This is a genomic window from Falsiroseomonas selenitidurans (genome assembly GCF_012103215.1).
Classification (GTDB): Bacteria; Pseudomonadota; Alphaproteobacteria; order Acetobacterales; family Acetobacteraceae; genus Falsiroseomonas; species Falsiroseomonas selenitidurans.
Genome location: NZ_JAAVNE010000070.1, coordinates 1 through 20,924, shown reverse-complemented (window position 1 = coordinate 20,924; position 20,924 = coordinate 1). Strand labels below are relative to the sequence as shown.

Genomic DNA, 20,924 nt, shown 5'->3' with positions numbered 1-20,924 from the left:
CGTGTTGGCCAGGGCGTTACCGGTGCCGTTGAGGTTTGCGGTGCCGGTCAGGACCAGGTGTTCGACAAAGCGCACGCCGGCATTGGCGTCGAGGTCGAAGCTCACCGAGCTTTGCACCGTGTCGCTGCCGCCCGCATCCACGGTGCTGGCGGTGGTCGTCGTCTCGAACACCCGGTCAGTGGTGGCGTCGACGATGTAGAGGTCGTTGCCCGCAGCACCCAACAGGGTGTCGGCGCCGCTGCCACCGATGAGTGTATCATTGCCGGCACCACCCAACAGGATGTCTTCGCCGTCGCCGCCGATCAGCACATCATTGCCGGCGCCACCCGAAAGGGTGTCGTCGCCGAAACCGCCGCCGAGCGTGTCGCCGCCATTGCCGCCGAACAGCACATCGTCGCCATTCGTACCGCCCAGGTTGAAGCCGGCCGCGTTGGTGTTGAAGATGAAGCGCGCCGCGGTCAGCGACGCGACGTTGACGTCGGCGATTGTGATGCGTTCCAGGCTGTTGGACCAGGCCAGCGTGATGACGGCATTGGTGTCCTGCTGCGCCAGGAAGGGCTGCAGCGTTGCGAGGTCCGCGATGCCGAAGGCTGAGAGATCGATGCGGTCCTGGGTGATTGAAAAGTCGTTGATCGTGTCCAAGCCGAAGCCGCGGCTAGTGTACCGGAACACGTCATTGCCGGCACCACCCAACAGGATGTCTTCGCCGTCGCCGCCGATCAGCACATCATTGCCGGCGCCACCCGAAAGGGTGTCGTCGCCGAAACCGCCGCCGAGCGTGTCGCCGCCATTGCCGCCGAACAGCACATCGTCGCCATTCGTACCGCCCAGGTTGAAGCCGGCCGCGTTGGTGTTGAAGATGAAGCGCGCCGCGGTCAGCGACGCGACGTTGACGTCGGCGATTGTGATGCGTTCCAGGCTGTTGGACCAGGCCAGCGTGATGACGGCATTGGTGTCCTGCTGCGCCAGGAAGGGCTGCAGCGTTGCGAGGTCCGCGATGCCGAAGGCTGAGAGATCGATGCGGTCCTGGGTGATTGAAAAGTCGTTGATCGTGTCCAAGCCGAAGCCGCGGCTAGTGTACCGGAACACGTCATTGCCGGCACCACCCAACAGGATGTCTTCGCCGTCGCCGCCGATGAGAGTATCGGCGCCGCCATTGCCGATCAGCGTATCGGCGCCACCATTTCCAATCAGCAGGTTGGCGGCGCTATCGCCCGCAATCAGGTTAGCGCTCCCATTTCCGACAAAGCCCGACATCGTGATTCCCCTCACCCCGTCTGAGGTTTGTGAGGCAAAGACTAAGGTGTAATTAGCGTCAATTGCAACTATTACGTATTTATAAAAAACTATAGGAACTCCATGGGGCCGGAGGTGCGGCAGCGGCCCAAGACGATCTGGTGTTCAATAATGTGCTGGTGGAAGGACTGGGTGCGGCCGGCGCCGCGCGAGCGGGGATCGAACCCCGAGCCCGGCCCGGTGTCCGTCCCTGGCGTGACGTTGGCGCTGCGGGCCGCGGAGGGGGACTAGGGGCGGAAGACCGCGGCCCCACGGCGGGAGACCACCAGGGCAGCACCGGCGGCCGCCACGGCGCCCAGGACGCCACCACCGCTGACGGCCGAGGCGGCGGCGCCCGCGGCAGCGGCGATGAAGGGGATGGCGACGGGCATCAGCCAACCCTCCAGGCGATGGTGCAGGCGGTGAGGCGGGCCCGTACCGAAGTGTTCGCTCCCGAAGTAAGGATTTCCGGCAAGTGGGGTTCGAACCGGGCCAAGTGCCGACCGCGCGGAAACCGGCCTTTTACATGGATTTTCGAGTTCGGTACTGAAACGCCCAAGTCAGGAGGCCCGGAGAGAATTGGCCTCTGGAGAGCGATTTTCGGACGTCTCCGCGACGAGCCAGTCAAGAGGCCTTCCCCAAAAAACCCCCAGGAAACCTGCCACTCAGCGCGGCGCTCGGTCAGGCGGAGAGCACGGCTCGTATGGGAACTGGCGGACGGGGTGGGATTCGAACCCACGAGACGCTTTCACGTCTACACACTTTCCAGGCGTGCGCCATCGACCACTCGGCCACCCGTCCCGCGCAAGGCTGCGTTTACTAGCCAGTGGGGCCGCCACCTGCAACCCGCCGCAGCCTGGAAATCGGCGCGCTCGGTTGCCGTTGCGGGCGCGGCGGCGCATAGCCTGATCGCTTGGGGAGGATGCAGGATGGACCGGGTTGCATTGCAGGACTGGGCGCTCGCCCATGGATGGCGCGTGCTCGCCGGCCATCCCAGCCTGACCAAGCCGCGGCCGCCGCATGAACCGGTCGTGCGCCTCGTGCTGAAGGCCACCGTTGCCCATGTCGAGGTGAAGAAACCCGCTGGAAAGTGGGAGAAGCTGTCCGGCGCGGCCTACGCCAGCATCGTACCCGACCCGGAAACCGGCATCCCCAGCGGCCTTGGTTTCGAGACGATCAACGGCTTCTCCCTGCTGATGCAGGACAACCGGGACCGAATGGTTTTTGCCCGCATGACCGGCGGCACCCCGGGCTGAACTCGACCTGCGGCGCCCAGCGGTGCATAGGGGCCCGCCAATTCTGATCGGAGTGTCACACGGATGAAGCCATCCGACATCGCCCGCGTGCAGGCCTACCTGCGCCGCCTGCTCGGGAGCGAGCGCATCACCCTGCTCGCCCCCGCCCGCCCCGGCCTTTCGGTGGAGGTGTCGGTGCAGGACGAAGTCATCGGCACGGTGCATCGCGACGACGAGGAGGGCGAGGTCTCCTACTCCGTCATGCTGACAGTGCTGGAGGAGGACCTGCCCCCCGCCTCGGCGCCAACGCCCCCGGCCCGCGGCCGCCGCTGAGGCCCGGCCCAAGGGTGGCACCCAGGGGAAGGGCGCAACGGCGCCAGGAAACCCGGCCCGTGGGCCGGCGAGGGCCTCAGCGCCCCTTCCCGCCGGGCCCGGCGCCCCAGGGGGCGGGGGCCAGCAGCATATCCGGCAGCGGCATGGCCGGGCCTTGAAGCGCGGGCGGCACCAGGCCGGGCCCGCAGGCCGGCCGCAGGACGCCGCAATCCCAGTTGAACCGGTCCGGCCGGCCGGTCAGGCTGCCGCCGCGCAGAAACCGGCAAATGCACAGCTTGCCCGCGATGCACTGCGCCACGCCCTCGCGCGCCGCGGTGCAGGCCGGCGGCGGGGATTCGGCGGCGGGTGCCCGCGGCAGCAGGATGCCCGCCAGGACCACCATCGCCAGCAGCATCCGCGCCTTGCCCATGGCGCGCAGCATGCGCCGCGGCGGGTGAACCGGCTGTTAATGCGGGTGGCCCGGCCCAGCGCAGGCCCCTGGCCCGATCGGGCATCGCTGCGGCAGGACCCCGCTGCCGCGAAGCCAGGGAAGCCACCGGGCAGCCGGCTGGCGCCTGGAGCAGACCGCGGGCGGTCGTGCGAAAGGGCCGCCGTCATCCAATGCCAGATCCCGTCAACTGGAAACCGCGCCCGCCGCCCCCAGTGGCGCGCAGCCAAGCCGGCGGATGCCGGCGCCGGCGATTGAGTCGGTGATCAGTGAGGATTGCCGGGTTCCTCCTCAGGCGGGATCACCCGACGAGTCGGAAAAAGGCCAAGAGCAACGGACCGGAGTCTGAGGGGCGCCACTTCAAGCGCAGATCATGCGCCAGCCCGCTCAGTCGCCCCGCAGGGCCGCCAGCACCACGCCCTCGGTCAGGATCTGCGGCAGCACCACCGGCGCGGCGGCGCCGGGCGCCCAATACAGGTACAGCGGCACGCCCTCGCGCCCATGGTCGCGCAGCAGCGCGCCGATCGCCGGGTCGCCGCGCGTCCAATCGGCTTCCAGATAGGCGACGTTGCGGGTGGCGAAGGTGTCCAGCACCCCGGCGGTGCGCAACGCCACCCGGTCGTTCACCTGGCAGGTGATGCACCAGGCGGCGGTGGCATTCACGAAGACCGGCCGTCCGCTGGCACGCAGCGCCGCGACCCGTGTCGCGGACCAGGCCTCGGCCCGCTGATCCGCGGCGGCGGCCGGGGCGGCGGAGAGGCGCGGCAGCAGGGCCCCCGCCGCCAGAAGGGAGAGCGCCAGCCCCGCCAACCCGCCGCGCAGCGCAGTCCCGCTGCGCTGCGCCAGGCCCAGCCCCCAGAGGCCCGCGGCCAGCAGCACCGCGCCGCCCAGGCCGAACAGCACGCCATCCGGCCCCGCCTGCAGCGACAGCACCCAGACCAGCCAGGCGGCCGTGGCATACATCGGGAAGGCCAGTGCCTGGCGCAGCCGCTCCATCCAGGCGCCGGGGCGCGGCAGGGCGGTGGCGAGCCCCGGGAACAGGCCGAGCAGCGCATAGGGCGCGGCCAGCCCGGCGCCGAGCGCCAGGAACACCGCCAGGGCGGCGGCCGGCGGCATCGCCAGCGCGGCGCCCAGCGCGGCCGCCATGAAGGGGGCGGTGCAGGGTGCGGCGAGCAGGACGGCCAGCCCGCCGGTGGCGAAGGCGCCCAGCGTGCCGCCCCGCCCGGCCAGCGCCTGGCCGGCACCCGACCCCCGGCCGAAGGCATAGACACCGGACAGGTTCAGCCCCACGGCCAGCACCAGCCAGGCCATGGCGGCGACGAAGGCCGGCTCGGTGAACTGGAAGCCCCAGCCGGCGGCATGGCCGGCGGCGCGCAGCGCCAGCAGCAACCCGCCCACCGCACCGAAGCTCACGAGCACGCCGGCGGTATAGGCGCCGGCCTGCCAGCGCACCGCGCTGCGCGCCGCGCCACCCAGCCGGGCCAGCGCCATCGCCTTCATCGCCAGCACCGGGAAGACGCAGGGCATCAGGTTCAGCACCAGCCCGCCCAGCAGCGCGAAGGCCATCGCCTGCCACAGCGGCAGCGCCGCGGTGGGCGTCGCCGGCGGTCCGGTTGCCGGTACCGCCACGGCGAAGGCGACGCGCTGTCCGCCGCCGTCGCGCAGCACCAGCGTGCCTTCCAGCGCGGCGGGGGTGACGCCGGGCAGCAGCGTCAGGCCCAGCGTCAGCCGGCCGTCGCGCAGTGTCGCCGGCTGCGGCGCGGTGTTGTCCAGCAGGCCGGGCTCCGCCGGGAAGAAGAAGGCGTCCCGCAGCGCCGACTCCGCGAGCCTGGTGTCGGCCAGTTGCAGGCTGGCGCGGCCCGGCGCGCCGCCGGCCTGCACGCGCCAGGGCAGTGGCCGCGGCATAAGGGCGGCCGTGGCCTCGAACAGCGAGGCCGTAACAGGGGAGGGGAAGGGCTGTTCCGCCACCGGCAGGGCCAGGCTGAAGGTGCCTTCCTCCGGAATGCAGACATCGGCGCAGACCAGCCAGGTGGCGCTGGCCTGCAGCGTGAACACCTCGCCCGGCGCCAGGCCGGCCGGCACCGCGACCTCGACGGGCAGCAGCACCTCCCCGGTATAGCCGAAATTGACCAGCGGGCCGTAGGGGATGCGCTCCGGCGCCGGCCAGGCGATCGGGCCGGCGGTGGCGCCCGGGGGCAGCGTCCAGTCGATCGTCGGCGCCGCGCCGGCATCCCCGGCATTGCGCCAATAGCTATGCCAGCCCGGCGCCAGCTGCAGCCGCAGCCCGGCCTGGAAGCGCTGCCCCGGCGTCACGGCCGCATGGTCCGCCGCGAGCGTGGCGGTGGCGCGGGCGGAACGCAGGGGGGCGCTTTCCATCGCCGGCGCCAGGGCGGGGACGGCGCTCAGGCTCAGCCCGAGCAGAAGGGAAAGAAGGCGCTGCATGCACCGCGATATAGCCCGGATCCGAGCATGGGCCAGCCAAATCCGCGCCGACGCCCCACCGGCCGGGGCTGTCGCGCCTTCAGCCCGGGCGCCGGGCCGGCGCGGCGTGCCGTGCGAGTTCCTCGATCGCCGCCGCCACCTCGCCCGGGGCGCTCCAGGGCAGGTCGTGGTCCGGCGCCTCCACCACGCGCAACTGGCCGCGCGGCAACCGGGCGGCAAGGTCGCGCTGCGCCGCCAGCGCCGCCTCATGGGCGGTGGCGGCCGCCATGCCCGGCGGTACCGCCACGGCGCCCTCCGTCGAGGCCAGCACGATGCTGGGCTGCCGTGGCGGGGGGGCGGCTTCGACCGCGGCATGGTCCGCGGCGAAGCAGGCGAGCTCGGCCTGCGTCGCCGCCAGGGCCCGGGCGCTGCGCGACAGGTGCAGCCAGGTGGTGATCATCGTCGGCGGCGCCACCTGCCCCGGCAGCGGCGGCAGGCGGCGGCGCAACGACCACAGCCGCCACAGCCCCAGCCGCGCCAGCGGCACCTTCCAGGCCAGGGCCCTGGCGTAGCGGGAGCGCAGGACGGGCGCGACCTGCGGCGCCGGCGTCGCCTCCACCAGCACCAGCCCGGCGACATCTTCCGGGTGGCGGGCGGCGTGCAGGCGGGCGATGTGGCCGGAAAAGGAATGCGCCACCAGCACCCAGGGCGGCGTGATGTGCAGGGCGGCCAGCAGGGCCCGCTGTTCGGCCAGCAGGGCCTCCGCATTGCGGGGCAGCGGGGCGGGGCTGCTCCAATTATGGCCGGCGCGGTCGAAGCTCACCAGCAGCCAGTCATTCTCCAGCGCCCGCGTCACGGCGGGCCAGGCCAGGCTGCCATTGGTCAGCCCGCCATCAAGGATGATGGCCGGATCCTGGACGTTGCGGCGCCGGCCATGGACCACCGCATGCAGCTGAATTTCACCGATCTGGACGAATTGGCCCCTTGTGGCGACGCGCCGGCGCTCCCGCGCCGCCTGCCAGGCCTCCCAGGCCGACCCGGCCAGCATCAGCAGGCCGAGCCCCGCCAGGACGAGCAGCAGCGCGATCACCGCGCCGCGCCGCCAGCCTGGCCAGGTCCCGCACCGGATGGCTCGAACATCGCGCGTCTCCAAGCTGGCATCCGGGGTAACAGAATGAGATGACTGAGACGATGACGCAATGGGTCAAATGGCGTTGCGCAACATGATGAAATACGCGTTGAATACGCCTGTTGTAGACTCTCAACCCAGGCGTGATTTGAGGCAGGGCGCCGCGTTCCAGCACGGCTGCCCGTTCTGCTGCGGGCCGGCCGGGCGGCCGGGCCGCCCCCGGCCGCCGGCCATCAATGTCGTGCCAAGGCAAGATAGACCGGCGGGCGGCGCAGCGGATCCCACGCGGCCTGTCCGGCGACCGGGCGATCTGCATGCACCCCGCTTGCCGGGGAGCAGGCGCTTCGCTATACCCCGCGCCTCGTCGTTACCCGCCGGAGTGTAGCTCAGCCTGGTAGAGCACTGTGTTCGGGACGCAGGGGCCGGAGGTTCGAATCCTCTCACTCCGACCAATTGGCTTGCGGCGCGGAAACCCCGCCAGGACCCAGTCCTGGCGGGGTTTTTCGTGCGCGGCCCCCGGGCCCTGTGGACCGTTGGTCGACAGGCGCGTCGGGCGGTGCTTCCGCGCCGGGGCCTGGCCGGGCTCGTCCATCCACGGCCGTCTTGCCGCCCCGCGCCGGCCGGATCCCCGGGCCATGTGATGCAGAACTGCAACATGCGCGCCCAATCCATTGCGGTCTGCTCAAGTCGTATGCCATCCGGGCGCAAGCCCTGTTACTGCTTAGGAATTGCGCAAAACGATTCGAGCCGCGAGGATTGCCCATGTTTAGATCAACGCCCTGGGTTTCTTCTGCCGTTTTTGCCGGCATTATGCTCGTATCAAGCGCGGGTTTCGCCCAACAGACGATTGAGTCCGCCGGGTTGACCGTTGCCACCACCCCCGTCGTCAGCAGCGACTACTCCTTCCGCGGCTTCAGCCAGACCCGCAACCGCCCCGCGGTGCAGCTCACGCTTGATGTCGAGCACACCACCGGCCTCTATGTCGGCGCCTTCGTCAGCAACGTCGCCTTCCCCAACACCAATGCCCGCCAGGAAGTCGACGTCCTGGCCGGCTATCGCCTGGAACTGGCCGGCGTGAAGCTGGACCTGGGCGCGGTCTACTATGCCTATCCAGGCTACGAGGCGCCGACCGGTGGCTATGAGCTGAACTATTACGAGGCGACCCTGCGCGCGAGCTATGAGCTCGCCCCCGTGAAGCTGCTCGGGCTGGCCGCCTGGTCACCGAACTTCACCGGCGAGTCGGGCAATGCCTTTTATGTGGAAGGCGGCCTCGATATCCCGCTGGATTTCGGCATCACCATGTCCGGCCGTGCCGGCTACCAGTGGGTGGAGCGCAACCTGGCCACCGCCGGCAGCACGGACGGCGCCTTCGGGGCCAAGAACTGGGCGAACTTCTCGCTGACCGTGTCACGCGAGATCATTGGCGGCGTCATCGGCTCGGTCACCGCCGTCATGACCTCCTACGCCGAGCGAAGCGAGTGCTTCGGCGGCCAGAAGGTGTGCGACGACCGGGTGTTCGTCAGCCTCAGCCGGCCCTTCTGATCGGCCGCAAGCGGACCTGCGGCAGGGGCCGGATGGCAGCCTCCGGCGCCGTCTCCTGCGCCAGCCGCCGTCCGGCTCAGCCGCGGTGGCGCGCGGCCCAGAACATCAGCGCCTTGGCCGGCCAGGCCCAGGCGACGCCGGCGACCACGAAGTAGACGAATTGCAGCAGCCAATGCCGGTCCAGCACCTGGTCCGCCAGGGCGACCACGGCCATCACATACAGGACAAAACCCAGGAGTCCGGCCGCCAGGGCCAGCATGGTGCGCGGCATGGTGCCCCATGTGGACCGGTACGGGCCAGGCGGCAAGGTGTGGACCGGCGCGCGCCAGGCGGCAAGGTTGCCGCAGGCCACCCCCCGGCGTAGCGTCCGGCCGAACCCACGCCGCCGCCCGGCCCCGCCGCCGGCGCCCGCCCGCCCGATGCAGGAGCAGCCGACCCAGCCATGGCCGAAGCCCCCCTTCCGACCAGCCGACTCGCGGTGGATCCCACGATCGACCTGAAGGACCACATCCGCGGCATCCCGGATTTCCCGAAGCCCGGCATCCTGTTCTACGACATCTCCACCCTGCTGCGGCATGGCAGCGCCTGGCGCACCGCCATGGCCCGGCTGGCGGAGGCCCTCCGGCCGCACAAGCCGGACCTGCTGGCCGGCATCGAAAGCCGTGGCTTCCTGGTGGCGGCGCCGCTGGCGCTGGAACTCGGCCTGGGCTTCGTCATGCTGCGCAAGCCGCGCAAGCTGCCGGGCCTGACCATCGGGCTGAACTACGCGCTGGAATACGGCACGGACCGGATCGAGATGCAGGCCGATGCGGTGCCGAAGGGCAGCCGCGTGGTGGTGCTGGACGATTTGCTGGCCACCGGCGGCACCATGGCGGCCGGCATCTCCCTGCTGCGCCAGGCCGGCGCGGAGGTCCCCTGCGCCGCGACGCTGATCGAACTGACCTTCCTCGGCGGCCGGTCACGCATCGATGTGCCCTTCGAGTCGCTGGTCAGCTACGACAGCTGAAGCGCGTCCGCGGGTGCGGTCTTGGTGAACCCGCACCAGCTGCGCCACGTTTTCGCCCCATTCACGCGGCTAGGTGACCTCTCGCATGGAGGCCGAAGGGATGGGACCTGAAAGCCCTACCCGGCGGCGGCTTGGCCAGGGTCTGGCCGGCATGCTGCTGGGCGCTGGCCTGCCCGGCGCGCCGATCCGCCTGGCAGCGGCCGCCGTCACCGTGCCGGAATCCGCCACGCTGCTGGCCCCCGGGCCGGCGGAGGGCGAAGCCGCGCGCCTGGCCGCCCAGGCCGCGGTGGCGCTGGCGCGCGGGCTGGTGCAGGCCGCCGCTCTCCGCGTTTCCGTGCTCGGCGGGCCGGACGGCATCACCGCCGCCAACCGCTTTGCCTCCGCCAGCTTCCGCGACGGGCCAATGCTGCTGCTGCTGCCCGGCCCCGCCGCCCAGGCCCAGCTGGTCGGCGAGACGCGGGCCCGGTTCGAGCCGCGGCACTGGCCGGCCGTCTGCGGCAGTGTGCAGCCCAGCCTGCTGGCCGGCCGCGGCCCGCTTTCCGCCACCCGCCCGGTCCGCCTGGCCCTGCCCGCCGCCGCCGCGGCGGAGGCCGGGGCGCTGCTGGCGCTGGACCTGCTGGGCCGGCCGGCGGTGCCGGTCTTCGGGCTGAACGGCCTGGCGGCCCAGGCGGCGATGCGCGAGGGATCGGCCGATGCCCTGGTGCTGTCCGGCCCGGCCTGCGAGGCGCGCGCCCGGGCGCTGGGCCTGACCCCCTGGTTCGCCTTCGACGCCGTCGGCCAGCCGCGGGACCCGGCGCTGCCCGGCCTGCCGGCGCTGTCCGAGGTGGTGACCGACCCGGCGCGGCCCGACCTGCTGCTGGCGGCGGAGGCCGCCGGCGCGGCGCTGCGCACCCGCGCGGTGCTGGTGCTGCCGGCGCTGACCTCGGGCGATGTGGTGGCGCTGTGGCGCGGTGCGGCGCGCACCTGGGCGGAGGATGCGGCAGACGCGGCGGATGCGGGTTCGCGCCGCATCGGCGCCGATGCCGCCACCGTGCTGCTGACCACGCTGTGCCCGGCGCCGGAAGTGGCGCTGGCCTACCGCGTCTGGCTGCTGCGCCGGTTGAATTTCCAGGCCGGCTGAAGCCCGGACCGCGCGGCCCTACCGGTCCAGCCCCAGCTTCTCCGCCAGCCGCCACACCGGGCCCACCAGCAGGTTGCAGGCCACGGTGCGCACAAGGTGGAAGCCCAGCACCAGCGGCACCGCCAGGTCCAGCGCCTTGGCCGTGATCGTCATCTCCGGCATCCCGCCCGGCGCCATGCCCAGCACCACGGCCGCCGGCGGCAGGCCGGACACCAGGCCGAGCCCGATCGCCACCACCGCCATCAGCGCCGACAGCAGGATGGTGGACCCCACCGAGGCCAGCGCCAGCCGGCGGGAGGCCAGCAGGAAGCGCCGGCTCATCCGCTGGCCGAGCCCGGCGCCCATGCCGATCTGCGCCACGTCGATCATCCACAGCGGCACGCCGGAAGGCAGCGCCCCGAAGGCCGAAAGCAGGATCACCAGGGCGCAGGGGCCGAGCATCCAGGGATTGGCCAACTTCAGCAGCCGGATCAGCAGCGCCACCGCCAGCCCGGCCGCGATCAGCACCGCCAGCCCGCCGAGCTCGACCGGCGGGCGTTCGGCGAAGAAGGCGCCGGCGCCGCCGCGCGGTGCCAGCCAGGTGATCAGCGGCGGGAAGATCACCACCACCACCATCACCCGGATGGTCTGCGCCAGGGTGACGGCGGGCACCGAGACCCCGGCGCGCTGGGCCAGCACCGCCATGACGATGACACCGCCCGGCACGGCGGAGAAATAGCCGGTGCGCGCATCGGTCCCCGCCATGCGGGCAAAGAAGCGCGCCACCAGCGCGCCGATGACAATGCTCAGCACCGCCGCCACCAGCAGCCAGGGCAGCGCGGCCGCCAATGCCGCCAGCACCGGCGTGGTGAAGGTCTGCCCGAGCCCGAGCCCCAGGAACAGGAGCGCCACGGGGCGCACCGGCGCCGCCACCGCGGCCCGGTCGGTCCAGGCCAGGGCTCCGGTGGCGGCCATGGCGCCCAGCATCCAGGGCAGCGGGATGTGCAGCATCCAGGCCAGGGCGCCGCCCGCGGCGGCGACGATGGCGGTGAGGAGATGCGCGCGAAGTGATGCGGCGGAGGAGGGGGCTGTGCTGGTCACGGGCAGGGTTCTTGTGCGGCACAGCATCGGCCCCTCCGCCGCCGCGGTCAAACCCCTGGCGCCGGCGCGCCACCGCCTTGGTCCCTGCCGCGTGGCTTAACCCTTCCTCCATCGCTGTCCCGGTAGATGAGGTGTCGTCCTCCCGCAGGAGATTATCCCATGCTCAGTCCCGTCGCCGCCGCCCCGCCCGCACGGCCTGCCGCCCCGCCATCCAGCCTGCCCATCGCCAGCCAGCCGCCCGAAGCCCCCGCGCCCGGCACGCAGGTGCGCATCGACACGGCGCTGCGCCTGGTGGTGGTGGAGTTCCGCGAGCCGGATGGGGAGGTGCGGCAATCGATCCCGACGCCGAAGGAGATCGACGCCTATCGCAACCCGCCGCTGCCGGCCCCGCCCAAGCCTGCGCCGGGCGCGATCGACGTCTCCGGCTGAACCGACCGCCGCGCAGCACCGGGCCTGCCGCGCCGAGGCACCCGCGAGGTCCCCCGGGCGGATCGACCCGCGTCGAAGTGGTTTCAGGCCTGCAGCGAGATCCCGCCGCCCAGCAGACTGCCCAGCGAGGCGCCGCTGCCATCGAACAGCGCCAGGAGCGGGTTGGAGGCCGTCTGGGACGGGGCCGCCAGCGCCAGGTAGCGTTGCGCCATCCGCGCCACCGCCTTCGGATCCTGCAGATCCTCGAATTTCAGCCGCTGCGTCAGGATGGTCTTCTGCTGCTCGAATTCCAGCGCCCCGAAGGTCTCCGGCAGGCTGAGCGAGCCGCGCACCACCGCCGTCAGGGCCTTGTCCGTCATCAGCTCCGTCAGGCTGGTCATCCGGGACGCATTGCGGATGAAGTACAGCGCCTCCCGCAGCCCGGCATTGTCCTCCCCCATCGCCTTCTCGTAGCGATTGGTCATGGCGTCCGCCACCACGCGGTCCAGCAGGCCGGTTGCCGCGAAGGGGCTGCGCGAATCCAGCGCCGCCACGGCCGCTTCCTCCGCCGCGCTGCGTTCCGGTGCCGTGCCGATGACCGCGCGCTGCACGCTGCCCAGCGCGGCGCGCTGCGCCTCGGTGAGGCCGGATGCCTGCAGGCGGCTGAGCGAGGCGGCCTGTTCGGTGCCGAGCGCCGCCAGCTGGTCCGTGGTCAGCGCCCGCACCTGCGCGTTGGACAGGGCGCGCAGCTGCGTGCTGCCCAGCCCGGCCAGATCCGCCGTGTCGATCGCCGCGATCTGCGCCGTGCCCAGCGCCGCCAGCTGCCCGGGCCGCAGCGCCGCCACCTGCGCCGCATCCAGCGCGGCGATGTCCACCACGTCCAGCGCGGCGATGCCGGTGGCGTCCAGCGCGCGCAGCTGTTGCGTGCCCAGTGCCCGCATCTGCGCCGTGCCCAGCGCCTTGGCCTGTTCCGTCGTCAGCCCGCCGATCTTCGCCAGCGACAGCGCCTGCACATCGGTGGTGGACAGCGCCGCGACCTGCGCGGCGGTGAGGTCCGAGGCCTCGCGCTGGGCGAAGGCCCGGGCCAGTTCGCGCCAGCGCCGGTCGGTCAGGCGGTTGGCCAGGCTGGCCTCCGCGCCGGGGTCCTCGGTCAGGATCTTGCGCAGGATGCCGCGCTTGTCGATCTCGCCTTCCAGCTGGAAGGCTTCCAGCACCACCTGCAGCGTGCGGCGGTCCTGCATCAGGGATTCCACATCCGCATGCTGCGTCGCCGCCGCGCGGAAGCGCTCCATCGCCGCCTTGTTGTCGCTGCGCGCCGTGAAGCGCGCCTGCAGGCTGGCACCCTCGCGCTGCGCGACCGCCAGCGCCGTCAGCGCGCCGAGGCCGGGCAGCATGGTCAGGCCACCCGGGCGGTGAAGGCCACGGCGGTGGCGGGCTGGGCGGGCAGCGCCGCGCCGCGCTGGGCTTCCAGCGCCTCGATCATGTCGCGGTGCAGCGCCATCAGCGGCTCCAGGCTGCCGCGGTCATCCAGCCGCGCACCGGTCTCCCGCTGCGCCCAGAGGCCGAGCGAGACCAGCCGCCCACGCAGCTCCGCCGGCAGCTTGTTGCCGGGGGAGCCGAGGTCGTTGATCAGGATGGACCACAGCCGGTGCGCCTTCTCCAGCGCCACGGCGCGGGTGCGCGTGTCGCTGGCGCCGGCCAGCAGGCCGTTGACGTAGCGGAAGGCCCGCAATTCGATCTCGCGCGGGGAAGCGGCCGCGTTCTGGGTTGCGGCGTAGCGCGCGACGCTCATGGATCCTCCATGGGAAGCCGGTGGGGTGAAGCCGGTGGGCGGGGGCGGACTCGCCCCCGCTTTCCGTCAGAGGCAGTGTCGGAAAGGCGCCTGAGCCTCGATGCCCGTTGCCATCACCGGTGCTTTCCGGGACCCCGGGCATCAAGGCTCGCTTCCTTATCGGAACAGGCTCAGCAGCGACTGGCTCTGCTCATTGGCGATGGACAGCGACTGGGTGGCCAGCTGCTGCTTGGTCTGCAGGCTGGTCAGCCGGGCGCTTTCCTCCGCCAGATCCGCATCGACCAGGGCGCCAAGGCCTTCCTTGATCGAGTCGCTCAGCTGCGTGGTGAAGGTCGTCAGGCCATCCACCTGGCGGATATTGGCGCCGAGATTGGCCAGCCGGGTGCCCATCAGGTCGATGGCGCCCTCGACCAGCGCGATCGCCTCGTCCTGGCCGGTGCCGTCCTCGGGCGCGTCCTCCACCGTCGCACCGGTGATGTCGGTGGTGACGTCCTGCGAGTTGCCGCGGATGTACAGCTCACCTTCCGCATTCAGGCCGGCATCGATCCCGGCTTCCTTCATGCGCGTGACCAGCGCGGTGATGCGGGTCAGCGGGCTGTCCGCATCCGCGAACTGCACGTCATAGACCTCGCTGGTGGGCGAGGGCGTGGTGCCCAGTGCCGCGGTGCCGTCGCTGAACTCGAAGACCATCGCGACATCCTCGAGATCGGTGTCCGGGTCGCCGTCGACGTCGCGCTGCACGGTGACGGTCAGGATCTCGCCGTTCGCCGGCGCCAGCGTGTCGTCGAAGGTGACGGTGCGCGCGGCGGAGGTGACGGACAGGCCGGTGAGGTCGAGACCGTCGGAGGTGCTGTCGGTGCCCTCCACGGTGGTGACCGCGCCCTGGATGTCGCGCACGATGTCCACGGTGGTGTTGGTCACGCCGTCCACGGTCCGCCCGGCGACCAGCAGGTTCACGCCGTTGAAGGTGGCGGAATTGGCGAAGGCGTCGATGTTCTGCAGCGCGTTGGTGATCTGGTTGTTGATCTGCTCCGCATCCAGGCCCTGCTGCTGGCCCTGCGTCATGGTCTGCTTCAGGCGGCCCAGCTCGTCGGAGATCTGCGTCGCCGCGTCGCGCGCCACCGTCAGCGCGGATTTGCCGAACTTCAGGCTGTCCTTCACGGCGGTCATGCCGTTCAGGTCGGCGCGCATGTTCTGCGCGATGGCGAACACCGCGGGGTCGTCATCCGCCTTGCTGATGCGCAGGTTGGTCTCGATCCGCTGCTGGGTCTTGCCCAGGTCCTTGCCGATCATGGTGAGCGAGCGGATCGCCGCCATCGCGGCGGCATTGGTGTTGACGGAGGACATTGTCCCCATCTCCTTCGACAGGCGTTCCGCGCGCGGGGCGGCATTTTGCCTCCCGTTCGCGGGGCCGGCGGGGGGGCGCCGCTGCGGCACCACCGACCTCCGGCAGCGGGACCGGCACCGCCGATCCTTGCATCCATCCTCGCCCCGGCGGGTGAATCCGGCGTAAAGCCGGCGCCGCCGGGCGGGGAAAATCAGTCCAGCCGGGGCCGCGTCAGCGCCGCCTGCGCCGCCGCGGCGGCAAGGCCGGCCACCGCCATCGGCAGGCCGGTCTGCACGTCCAGCCCCAGCACCGTCGCCTCGTGCCGCATCACGTGCCGCACCAGGCGCAGCGCCTGGTACCATTCATCCTGCTCCGCCAGGGCCAGCGACCGTTCCAGCAGCTGGCGCGCCATGTCGGACGTCGTCGCCTCCTGGAACTCCGCCACCAGGCGATGCGCATCCGCCATCGCCGCCTCGCGGTCCTCATCCGGCCCCACATAGGCGCATTGCAGCGCAAAGTAGATGCGGCGAGAGGGCGTGTTCGCTGCCTCCGGCGCCATCACCTGCTTGCCGAACAGGAAGCGCGCCTTCGCCACCAGCTCGACCCGCGTCCGGCTGCGGAAGCGCAGCGAGGCGCCGTTCACCACCATCAACTCGCCGGCCCGCATCTCGAGCACCAACGTGGACATGCCACTCTCCCAAACCTGTCGCCATGGCGGCGGGGGGACGCAGTTCTCCGCCATGCCGTGTGCCGACGGGTGCCGGCCGTCGCGAATTCTTCGCCACCGCACGGCCTGCGCCGCGGGCCCGATTCTTCGGGGTCGCGCCCAGCTGGCCGGCAGCATCCGGCCCGCAGTACGCCCGGCCATCATCGCCCAGGCGCATTAACCAGCCTTGAAGGCGGGGCGACTCAGCGGAGCAGCGCGGCAAGCGACAGGCGGGCCACCATGCCCGTCGCCTCGTAGGAGGCTTCGAGCCGCGCCTTGACCTGCGACAGCTCCGCCGAGGCGGCGGCCAGATCCACTTCCTCCACCGCGCCGAGCTGGGTGCGCAGCACCACCATGCTGTCCTTGTGCCGGTCGCGCAGCGCGCCCAGCCGCTGTTCCGCCGTGCCGAGCTGGCCCTGCTCGGCGGCGAGGCCGGCGGTGACCGCGCCCATCGAATCGGTCACCCCGTCCAGCAGCGGCGACCAGCCGCCGCCTTCCTCCGCCAGCGCCGGTGTCAACGCCGCCAGCACCGCCAGGTTGCGCAGCAGCTCCCGCCCCCAGCTCGTCTCCAGCGCGCCGTCCTGGGACCGGTTGGCGAAGACGCCGATCGCCACCCGCTCACCCTCCGCCGCCTGCACCGCGCGCGGCGCCTCCGTCGCGCCCTCGTTTTCCAGGAAGGCGGAGAAGGGGGTGGTGGCGGCGTCGTTCATCACCGTCGCGGTGTCGGCCAGCACCGTCGCCGCATTGTCGGCATCCAGCGTCGCCACGGCGTCGGCGATGGCGGTGGCCATGGCGCCATCGGCGATGCCGTCCGCCTCCGGCACCGGCGGCCGCGCCACGTCCGACCCGCCGAACAGGTATTCCCCGCCATGCCGCGTGTTCAGCAGCGCGGCCGCTTCCGCCAGCGCCGCGCGCGCGGTCTGCGCCAGGGCCTCGGCGCCGGTCGGCCCGAGGGTGCGCGCGCGCAGCGCCTCGGTCGAGAGGTTGCTGGCAATGGCCTGCAGCCGGCCCAGCACGGTCTGGGTGGCGTCGGCGCGACCCAGCGCGCGGTCGGCGGCGGCGGCATAGGCTTCCCGCCGCCCGACCTCGCCGCGCAGGTCGATGGCGCGGCGCGCTTCCGGCGCCAGCCCGCCGAAGCTTTCCGCCTTCTGCCCGGTGGAGACCTGCCGCGTGGTGGTGTCCAGCAGCCGGCGCAGCCCTGCCTGGTCCACCGCCAGCCCGCCGATGATGCCGAGGATCGACATGCGGTTCTCCCCTTACCGGACCGCGCCGAACAGCGCGTCCCACATGGCCTGGATGGTGGAGATCACCCGCGCATTCACCCCATAGGCGGTCTGCAGCTGCACCATCGCCGCCACCTCCGCATCCACATCCACGCCGGATCGTTCGTCGAAGCGGCCCTGCAGCAGGGATTGCAGGCTGCTGGCGCGTTCTTCCGCCGCGCTGGCGGTGGCGCGCGCGCCGGTCTGTTCGGCGACCAGCGCGGCACCGTATTCCGCCAGCGTGCGCAGGCCGGACAGCGGCGAGGCCAGGGTGCCGTCCGGGCCCAGCCCGGTGGTGGCGAAGCCCGGCTGCGCCACGCCCGCGGCCTGCTCGGCGCCAAAGCTGAAATCCAGCACCCGGTCCAGCAGCGTGGCGAAGCCGTCCGGCCCGCCCGCCGGGTTGGGCGTGAAGTTGCTGGGCCCGCCCACCGCGCCCGCCACCGCATGGGTGCCGTCGCGCAGCAGGGTGGGGTCGGCCGCCACCGCCGGGTTCACCCGGATGGCGCCGGCGAAGCCGATCATGGTGCTGCCGGCATAGGGCGCGGTCGGGTCCGGCACCACGCCATCCGCATCCGTGAACAGCCGCAGCCCCTGGCCGTCCAGCCGCGCCGCCAGCTGCGCCGCGGCCAGATCCGCTTCCGCCTGCATCCGCGGCAGCGTCGCGTCGCGCAGCTCCGCCGCCGCGCCCATCCGCCCGCCGGCCAGCTGCCGGGTCACGTCGCGGCCGTTCAGCATGACACCGGGCAGGGTGCCGGCGCCGCCATGGAAGGCGCCGGTGCCGATGGTGGCATCGTCCATGGTGAAGGGCGTGGCGCCGGGCGTCAGCGGCAGCACCAGGCCGCCGCGCGCCACCAGCGTCACCTCCCCCCCCTGGCCGCGGATCACGGCGATGTCGAGCGAGGTGGCGATGCGGCCGACGGCCAGGTCGCGCTGGTCCTCCAGCGCCGCGCTGCTGCGGCCGGAGGCGATTTCCCGCCGGATCTCGAGGTTGAGGGAGCCGACCTCCGACAGCGCTTCATTCAGCGCCGCAACCTCCCGCCGCAGGGCGTCCTGCGCGCCCTGGCGGGCGGTGCCGATGGCCTGGGAGACGTCGTTCAGCCGCCCCGCCAATTCGCCCGCCGCGGTCACCACGGCGCTGCGGCGCACCGCATCGGCCGGGGCTTCGCGCAGGGCGACGAAGCTCGATTCCAGGCCGGCGATCAGCCCGCCCAGGCTGTCGCCGAGCGCCGGGCTGCCATGCGCCGCCTCCACCCCGCCCAGCAGATGCGCGCGCAACCCGGCGGCGGCCGCATCGCCGCCCGCTCGCTGCGCCGCGGCCTGCACGGCCACATCCACCTCCCGCGTCGCCGCCTGGGCGCGGACGCCGGCGCCGTTGCCCGACACCGTAACGGCGCGGCCGTCCAGGACCTTGCGCGTGTGACCGGCGGTGCCGGCATTGGCGATGTCGTCGGAGGTCCGCGCCATCTGTCGGTCGAGCAGGCGCAGCCCGCCGGTGGCGACCGAGAGCGCGGCGTCGAGCGTCATGGCTCAGCCCGCCCCACGACGCGTCGCATCGCGCTCACCGCTTCATGTTGATCGTGTCCTGCAGCATCTCGTCGCTGGCGGTCACGATGCGGGTGTTGGAGGTATAGGCGCGCTGCGCCAGGATCAGCTTGGAGAATTCCGCGGCGATGTCGACGTTGGAGCGTTCGATGGAGCCGGTGACCAGCTTGCCGACGCCGTTGGTCGCCACATCCGTCACCCGCGCCTCGCCGCTTTCCACCGTGCGCGTGAAGGCCTGGCCGTCCAGGCGCTGCAGCTTGTCCGGGTCGTTGAAGGCGACGATCGGCACGCGGCCCACGACGCGCGTCTGGCCGTTGTCGTAGTTCACCGCGACATCGCCATTCTCCCGCACCGTGACGCCGGAGAAGGCGCCGAGCGGCACGCCGTCCTGGCTCAGATCGCGCACGCTGTAATCCGTGCCGGAATAGCTGGTGAGCCCGGTGGCGACGCCGAAACCGCCGAGGCCCAGCGTGATCGATTGCGCGCCATAGCCGTAGTCGACGGCAAAGCCGAGGCTGGCCGTGTCGCCCAGCGCGGTAGGCGCCACGGCAGGGCCGGTGGTGCTGCTGAGCGGCGTGATGGCGGAGATGGTGCCGGCCGGCGCGTCCAGCACCGGCGGCCCGGCATCGATCTGCCCGCCGAAGTCGATATCGGCGAAGATGCCGTCCGCCGGCGCCAGCGTGTCGTTGTCCGGCGTGATGCGCAGGCGCCAAGTGTTCACGTCCAGCCGCCACCAGTCGAGCGTCACCTGCTGCTGGTTGCCGAGGTCGTCGAAGATCTGGATGACGCTGCTGACCGGCTCCTCGGTGGGTGCCCAGGGCGCGCCCGTGGGTACCGTCACCACCGTGTCCACATTGGCCGGCAGGTTCGCCGCCAGGTCGATCGTGGTGGTGGGCTGCGGGTTGTAGACCAGGTCGCTGATCCGGATCGGCTCCAGCGTCGTCCGATCCGGCTCCCCGGTCTGCTGCATCTCCCAGCCTTCAAGGTAGTAGCCGGCGCCGTTCACCATGTAGCCGTCGCGGTCCATCGCGAAGTCCCCGGCGCGGGTGTAGAATTGGCGGTCGTCGAACACCACGTCCGCGCCCTGGCCGCTGCGCGCCTGCGCCACGGAGAAGAAGCCCTGGCCGGCGATGGCCAGGGCCAGCGGGTTTTCCGTCTGCTCCACCGTGCCCTGCACGGTGTTGGTGTAGTCCGGCCGCGCCTCCACCGAGCCCGGCATGTGCAGGCGCAGCGAGGAGCGGGTGAGCCAGCTGGTGAAGTTGGTGTCGACGCGCTTGAAGCCGGCGGTCTGGCTGTTGGCGACATTGTCCGACACATGGCCGAGCGCCCGCGACTGGGCGGCGAGGCCGCTGATCGCGGTGGTCATCGAGCCGAGCAGCGACATCGTGGAATCTCCGGGGTGGTCCTCGGCTGGGTGGTCGCAAGGGCCGTGCCAGGCCGCGCCAGGGCGGCAGGGGACGGAAGCTGCCGGGATGCGGCAGATCCTGCCGCGCGGCGCCGCCTTCCTGCCGGGGGCGGCCCGGGCCGGGCTGGCACGGCCGTTGCGACCGGGGCGGTCACCGCATCGGAGGCTCCGGCCCGCCATGGACATCCAGCCCGCCACGGCACCCGCTTCGCCGGCCAGCCCTGCCGCCGCCCTGCCGCGCGGGCCGGGCGGCTTCGCGGCGCTGCTCGGCCAGGCCATGGCTGCGCCGGTCGCGGCCGAGACGGGCCCGGTGGCGCTTGCCCTGGCGGAGGCCGGGCCCGCCGAAGCCGTGCCATTGGGCGGCTTGCCATTGGGCGCCCTGCCATTGGGCGCCGTGCCGATGGGCGCCGTGCCGATGGGCGCCGTGCCGATGGGCGCGGGGCCAGTGGAAGGGGCGGCGGAAGCGGGGCTGCCGGAAGCGGGGCCCGGGGAAGCAGCGCCGGCGGATGTGCGGCCGGCGGAAGCCGGACCGGCGGGAACGGAAGCCCCGGAAGCGGAAGCCGCCGCACTGGGGCAGGCCGTCTCCGCCCAGGCCGAGGTGCCGGTGCCGTTGGTGCCGGCTGCCGGGGTTGCGCCGGGCGTCCTCGCTTCGGCGGCCACCGCGCCCCCGCCTGCGGCGAGGCCGGGACCTGACGCGGCCCTGCCGCGAAACGCCGTGGCGGCCGGATCGCCGGGCCTTGCGCCGGCCGGCCGGGCGGTTCCGCCGGTCGGTGAGGCCGCGGCCGCCACGCCGCCCGGCCGGACCGCCGCCGCGGCGGGGCTGACTGTAGCGGTCACGCCGCCCGGCCGCACCAGCACCCATTGCGCCAGCCCGCCCAGCAGGCCGATGAAGCGCACCGGGCCTTCCTCCACCC

At 72.3% G+C, this 20,924-nt stretch carries 20 protein-coding genes, 2 tRNA genes and 1 pseudogene; 8 read left to right on the top strand and 15 right to left on the bottom strand.

The window, feature by feature from the left end; all coding sequences use genetic code 11:
• The 3 genes from HEQ75_RS25390 to HEQ75_RS25380 form a co-directional block, all read right to left on the bottom strand.
• Positions 1-1,320, bottom strand: a 1,320-nt coding sequence (locus tag HEQ75_RS25390) for a calcium-binding protein (RefSeq protein ID WP_328734920.1), incomplete at its 3' end; no start/stop codon positions are given.
• 203 nt (positions 1,321-1,523) lie between these two features.
• Positions 1,524-1,667, bottom strand: a complete 144-nt coding sequence (locus tag HEQ75_RS25385) for a hypothetical protein (RefSeq protein ID WP_168034927.1) — start codon at positions 1,665-1,667, stop codon at positions 1,524-1,526.
• 319 nt (positions 1,668-1,986) lie between these two features.
• Positions 1,987-2,076, bottom strand: a tRNA-Ser gene (locus tag HEQ75_RS25380).
• A 128-nt stretch (positions 2,077-2,204) separates the two neighbouring features.
• Between HEQ75_RS25380 and HEQ75_RS25375 the strand changes: the two genes are divergently transcribed.
• A complete protein-coding gene (locus tag HEQ75_RS25375; RefSeq protein ID WP_168034926.1) occupies positions 2,205-2,531 on the top strand; it encodes a hypothetical protein in 327 nt (108 codons plus the stop codon).
• A gap of 63 nt (positions 2,532-2,594) precedes the next feature.
• Positions 2,595-2,843 carry a DUF3126 family protein gene (locus HEQ75_RS25370; protein WP_168034925.1) on the top strand — a complete coding sequence of 83 codons (249 nt, stop codon included), beginning with the start codon at positions 2,595-2,597 and terminating at the stop codon, positions 2,841-2,843.
• Positions 2,844-2,919: 76 nt separating this feature from the next.
• Here HEQ75_RS25370 and HEQ75_RS25365 read toward each other — a convergent pair whose 3' ends face one another.
• The 3 genes from HEQ75_RS25365 to HEQ75_RS25355 all read right to left on the bottom strand — a co-directional run bounded on the left by HEQ75_RS25365 (position 2,920) and on the right by HEQ75_RS25355 (position 6,781).
• Positions 2,920-3,264, bottom strand: a complete 345-nt coding sequence (locus HEQ75_RS25365) for a hypothetical protein (RefSeq protein WP_168034924.1) — start codon at positions 3,262-3,264, stop codon at positions 2,920-2,922.
• A 393-nt stretch (positions 3,265-3,657) separates the two neighbouring features.
• The gene (locus HEQ75_RS28940; RefSeq protein WP_168034923.1) at positions 3,658-5,712 is read right to left on the bottom strand and encodes a protein-disulfide reductase DsbD family protein; all 2,055 of its coding nucleotides are present in this window, start codon (positions 5,710-5,712) and stop codon (positions 3,658-3,660) included.
• 79 nt (positions 5,713-5,791) lie between these two features.
• Positions 5,792-6,781 (bottom strand): alpha/beta fold hydrolase, encoded by a 990-nt coding sequence (locus HEQ75_RS25355; protein ID WP_168034922.1) that lies wholly within the window; start codon positions 6,779-6,781, stop codon positions 5,792-5,794.
• 414 nt (positions 6,782-7,195) lie between these two features.
• On the opposite strand from HEQ75_RS25355, the gene HEQ75_RS25350 reads away from it, so the two are divergent.
• Positions 7,196-7,272: transfer RNA gene (locus HEQ75_RS25350), tRNA-Pro, on the top strand.
• Positions 7,273-7,582: 310 nt separating this feature from the next.
• Entirely contained in the window at positions 7,583-8,362 is a 780-nt protein-coding gene (locus tag HEQ75_RS25345; RefSeq protein ID WP_168034921.1) for a TorF family putative porin, read from the top strand.
• Positions 8,363-8,438: 76 nt separating this feature from the next.
• Here HEQ75_RS25345 and HEQ75_RS25340 read toward each other — a convergent pair whose 3' ends face one another.
• Positions 8,439-8,633 (bottom strand): DUF2842 domain-containing protein, encoded by a 195-nt coding sequence (locus HEQ75_RS25340; protein ID WP_168034920.1) that lies wholly within the window; start codon positions 8,631-8,633, stop codon positions 8,439-8,441.
• A gap of 219 nt (positions 8,634-8,852) precedes the next feature.
• On the opposite strand from HEQ75_RS25340, the gene HEQ75_RS25335 reads away from it, so the two are divergent.
• Positions 8,853-9,368 carry an adenine phosphoribosyltransferase gene (locus tag HEQ75_RS25335; RefSeq protein ID WP_168034929.1) on the top strand — a complete coding sequence of 172 codons (516 nt, stop codon included), beginning with the start codon at positions 8,853-8,855 and terminating at the stop codon, positions 9,366-9,368.
• A 151-nt stretch (positions 9,369-9,519) separates the two neighbouring features.
• A complete protein-coding gene (locus HEQ75_RS25330) occupies positions 9,520-10,488 on the top strand; it encodes a hypothetical protein (RefSeq protein ID WP_168034919.1) in 969 nt (322 codons plus the stop codon).
• Positions 10,489-10,506: 18 nt separating this feature from the next.
• On the opposite strand, the gene HEQ75_RS25325 is transcribed toward HEQ75_RS25330, so the two are convergent.
• Positions 10,507-11,568 (bottom strand): AbrB family transcriptional regulator, encoded by a 1,062-nt coding sequence (locus tag HEQ75_RS25325; RefSeq protein ID WP_168034918.1) that lies wholly within the window; start codon positions 11,566-11,568, stop codon positions 10,507-10,509.
• Between the two features lie 159 nt (positions 11,569-11,727).
• Here HEQ75_RS25325 and HEQ75_RS25320 point away from each other — a divergent pair, with 159 nt between their 5' ends.
• Positions 11,728-11,997: a hypothetical protein gene (locus tag HEQ75_RS25320; RefSeq protein WP_168034917.1), complete on the top strand. Its 270-nt coding sequence runs from the start codon at positions 11,728-11,730 to the stop codon at positions 11,995-11,997.
• A gap of 83 nt (positions 11,998-12,080) precedes the next feature.
• Here HEQ75_RS25320 and HEQ75_RS25315 read toward each other — a convergent pair whose 3' ends face one another.
• The 7 genes from HEQ75_RS25315 to HEQ75_RS25285 form a co-directional block, all read right to left on the bottom strand.
• Complete coding sequence (locus HEQ75_RS25315) at positions 12,081-13,370, bottom strand: DUF1217 domain-containing protein (RefSeq protein WP_168034916.1); 1,290 nt, start codon at positions 13,368-13,370, stop codon at positions 12,081-12,083.
• A gap of 2 nt (positions 13,371-13,372) precedes the next feature.
• Positions 13,373-13,768, bottom strand: a complete 396-nt coding sequence (locus tag HEQ75_RS25310; RefSeq protein ID WP_168034915.1) for a flagellar biosynthesis regulator FlaF — start codon at positions 13,766-13,768, stop codon at positions 13,373-13,375.
• A gap of 156 nt (positions 13,769-13,924) precedes the next feature.
• Positions 13,925-15,115, bottom strand: a complete 1,191-nt coding sequence (locus HEQ75_RS25305; protein WP_168034914.1) for a flagellin — start codon at positions 15,113-15,115, stop codon at positions 13,925-13,927.
• 191 nt (positions 15,116-15,306) lie between these two features.
• Positions 15,307-15,783, bottom strand: coding sequence for a flagellar biosynthesis repressor FlbT (locus HEQ75_RS25300; protein WP_168034913.1), 477 nt, complete (start codon positions 15,781-15,783; stop codon positions 15,307-15,309).
• Positions 15,784-16,004: 221 nt separating this feature from the next.
• Positions 16,005-17,045 carry a flagellin gene (locus tag HEQ75_RS25295; protein ID WP_168034912.1) on the bottom strand — a complete coding sequence of 347 codons (1,041 nt, stop codon included), beginning with the start codon at positions 17,043-17,045 and terminating at the stop codon, positions 16,005-16,007.
• A 12-nt stretch (positions 17,046-17,057) separates the two neighbouring features.
• The gene (locus tag HEQ75_RS25290) at positions 17,058-18,587 is read right to left on the bottom strand and encodes a flagellar hook-associated protein FlgK (RefSeq protein WP_168034911.1); all 1,530 of its coding nucleotides are present in this window, start codon (positions 18,585-18,587) and stop codon (positions 17,058-17,060) included.
• Between the two features lie 34 nt (positions 18,588-18,621).
• Positions 18,622-19,989, bottom strand: coding sequence for a flagellar hook protein FlgE (locus HEQ75_RS25285; protein WP_168034910.1), 1,368 nt, complete (start codon positions 19,987-19,989; stop codon positions 18,622-18,624).
• A 199-nt stretch (positions 19,990-20,188) separates the two neighbouring features.
• Between HEQ75_RS25285 and HEQ75_RS25280 the strand changes: the two are divergent.
• Positions 20,189-20,924 (top strand): annotated as a pseudogene (locus tag HEQ75_RS25280) (hypothetical protein); the annotation flags it as partial.

What these genes read in the sequence shown, in the direction of transcription:
- HEQ75_RS25385 (WP_168034927.1), bottom strand. Translation starts at nt 1,667, where the DNA reads ATGCCCGTCGCCATCCCCTTCATCGCCGCTGCCGCGGGCGCCGCCGCC.
- HEQ75_RS25375 (WP_168034926.1), top strand. Translation starts at nt 2,205, where the DNA reads ATGGACCGGGTTGCATTGCAGGACTGGGCGCTCGCCCATGGATGGCGC.
- HEQ75_RS25370 (WP_168034925.1), top strand. Translation starts at nt 2,595, where the DNA reads ATGAAGCCATCCGACATCGCCCGCGTGCAGGCCTACCTGCGCCGCCTG.
- HEQ75_RS25365 (WP_168034924.1), bottom strand. Translation starts at nt 3,264, where the DNA reads ATGCTGCGCGCCATGGGCAAGGCGCGGATGCTGCTGGCGATGGTGGTC.
- HEQ75_RS28940 (WP_168034923.1), bottom strand. Translation starts at nt 5,712, where the DNA reads ATGCAGCGCCTTCTTTCCCTTCTGCTCGGGCTGAGCCTGAGCGCCGTC.
- HEQ75_RS25345 (WP_168034921.1), top strand. Translation starts at nt 7,583, where the DNA reads ATGTTTAGATCAACGCCCTGGGTTTCTTCTGCCGTTTTTGCCGGCATT.
- HEQ75_RS25340 (WP_168034920.1), bottom strand. Translation starts at nt 8,633, where the DNA reads ATGCCGCGCACCATGCTGGCCCTGGCGGCCGGACTCCTGGGTTTTGTC.
- HEQ75_RS25330 (WP_168034919.1), top strand. Translation starts at nt 9,520, where the DNA reads ATGCTGCTGGGCGCTGGCCTGCCCGGCGCGCCGATCCGCCTGGCAGCG.
- HEQ75_RS25320 (WP_168034917.1), top strand. Translation starts at nt 11,728, where the DNA reads ATGCTCAGTCCCGTCGCCGCCGCCCCGCCCGCACGGCCTGCCGCCCCG.
- HEQ75_RS25315 (WP_168034916.1), bottom strand. Translation starts at nt 13,370, where the DNA reads ATGCTGCCCGGCCTCGGCGCGCTGACGGCGCTGGCGGTCGCGCAGCGC.
- HEQ75_RS25310 (WP_168034915.1), bottom strand. Translation starts at nt 13,768, where the DNA reads ATGAGCGTCGCGCGCTACGCCGCAACCCAGAACGCGGCCGCTTCCCCG.
- HEQ75_RS25305 (WP_168034914.1), bottom strand. Translation starts at nt 15,115, where the DNA reads ATGTCCTCCGTCAACACCAATGCCGCCGCGATGGCGGCGATCCGCTCG.
- HEQ75_RS25300 (WP_168034913.1), bottom strand. Translation starts at nt 15,783, where the DNA reads ATGTCCACGTTGGTGCTCGAGATGCGGGCCGGCGAGTTGATGGTGGTG.
- HEQ75_RS25295 (WP_168034912.1), bottom strand. Translation starts at nt 17,045, where the DNA reads ATGTCGATCCTCGGCATCATCGGCGGGCTGGCGGTGGACCAGGCAGGG.
- HEQ75_RS25290 (WP_168034911.1), bottom strand. Translation starts at nt 18,587, where the DNA reads ATGACGCTCGACGCCGCGCTCTCGGTCGCCACCGGCGGGCTGCGCCTG.
- HEQ75_RS25285 (WP_168034910.1), bottom strand. Translation starts at nt 19,989, where the DNA reads ATGTCGCTGCTCGGCTCGATGACCACCGCGATCAGCGGCCTCGCCGCC.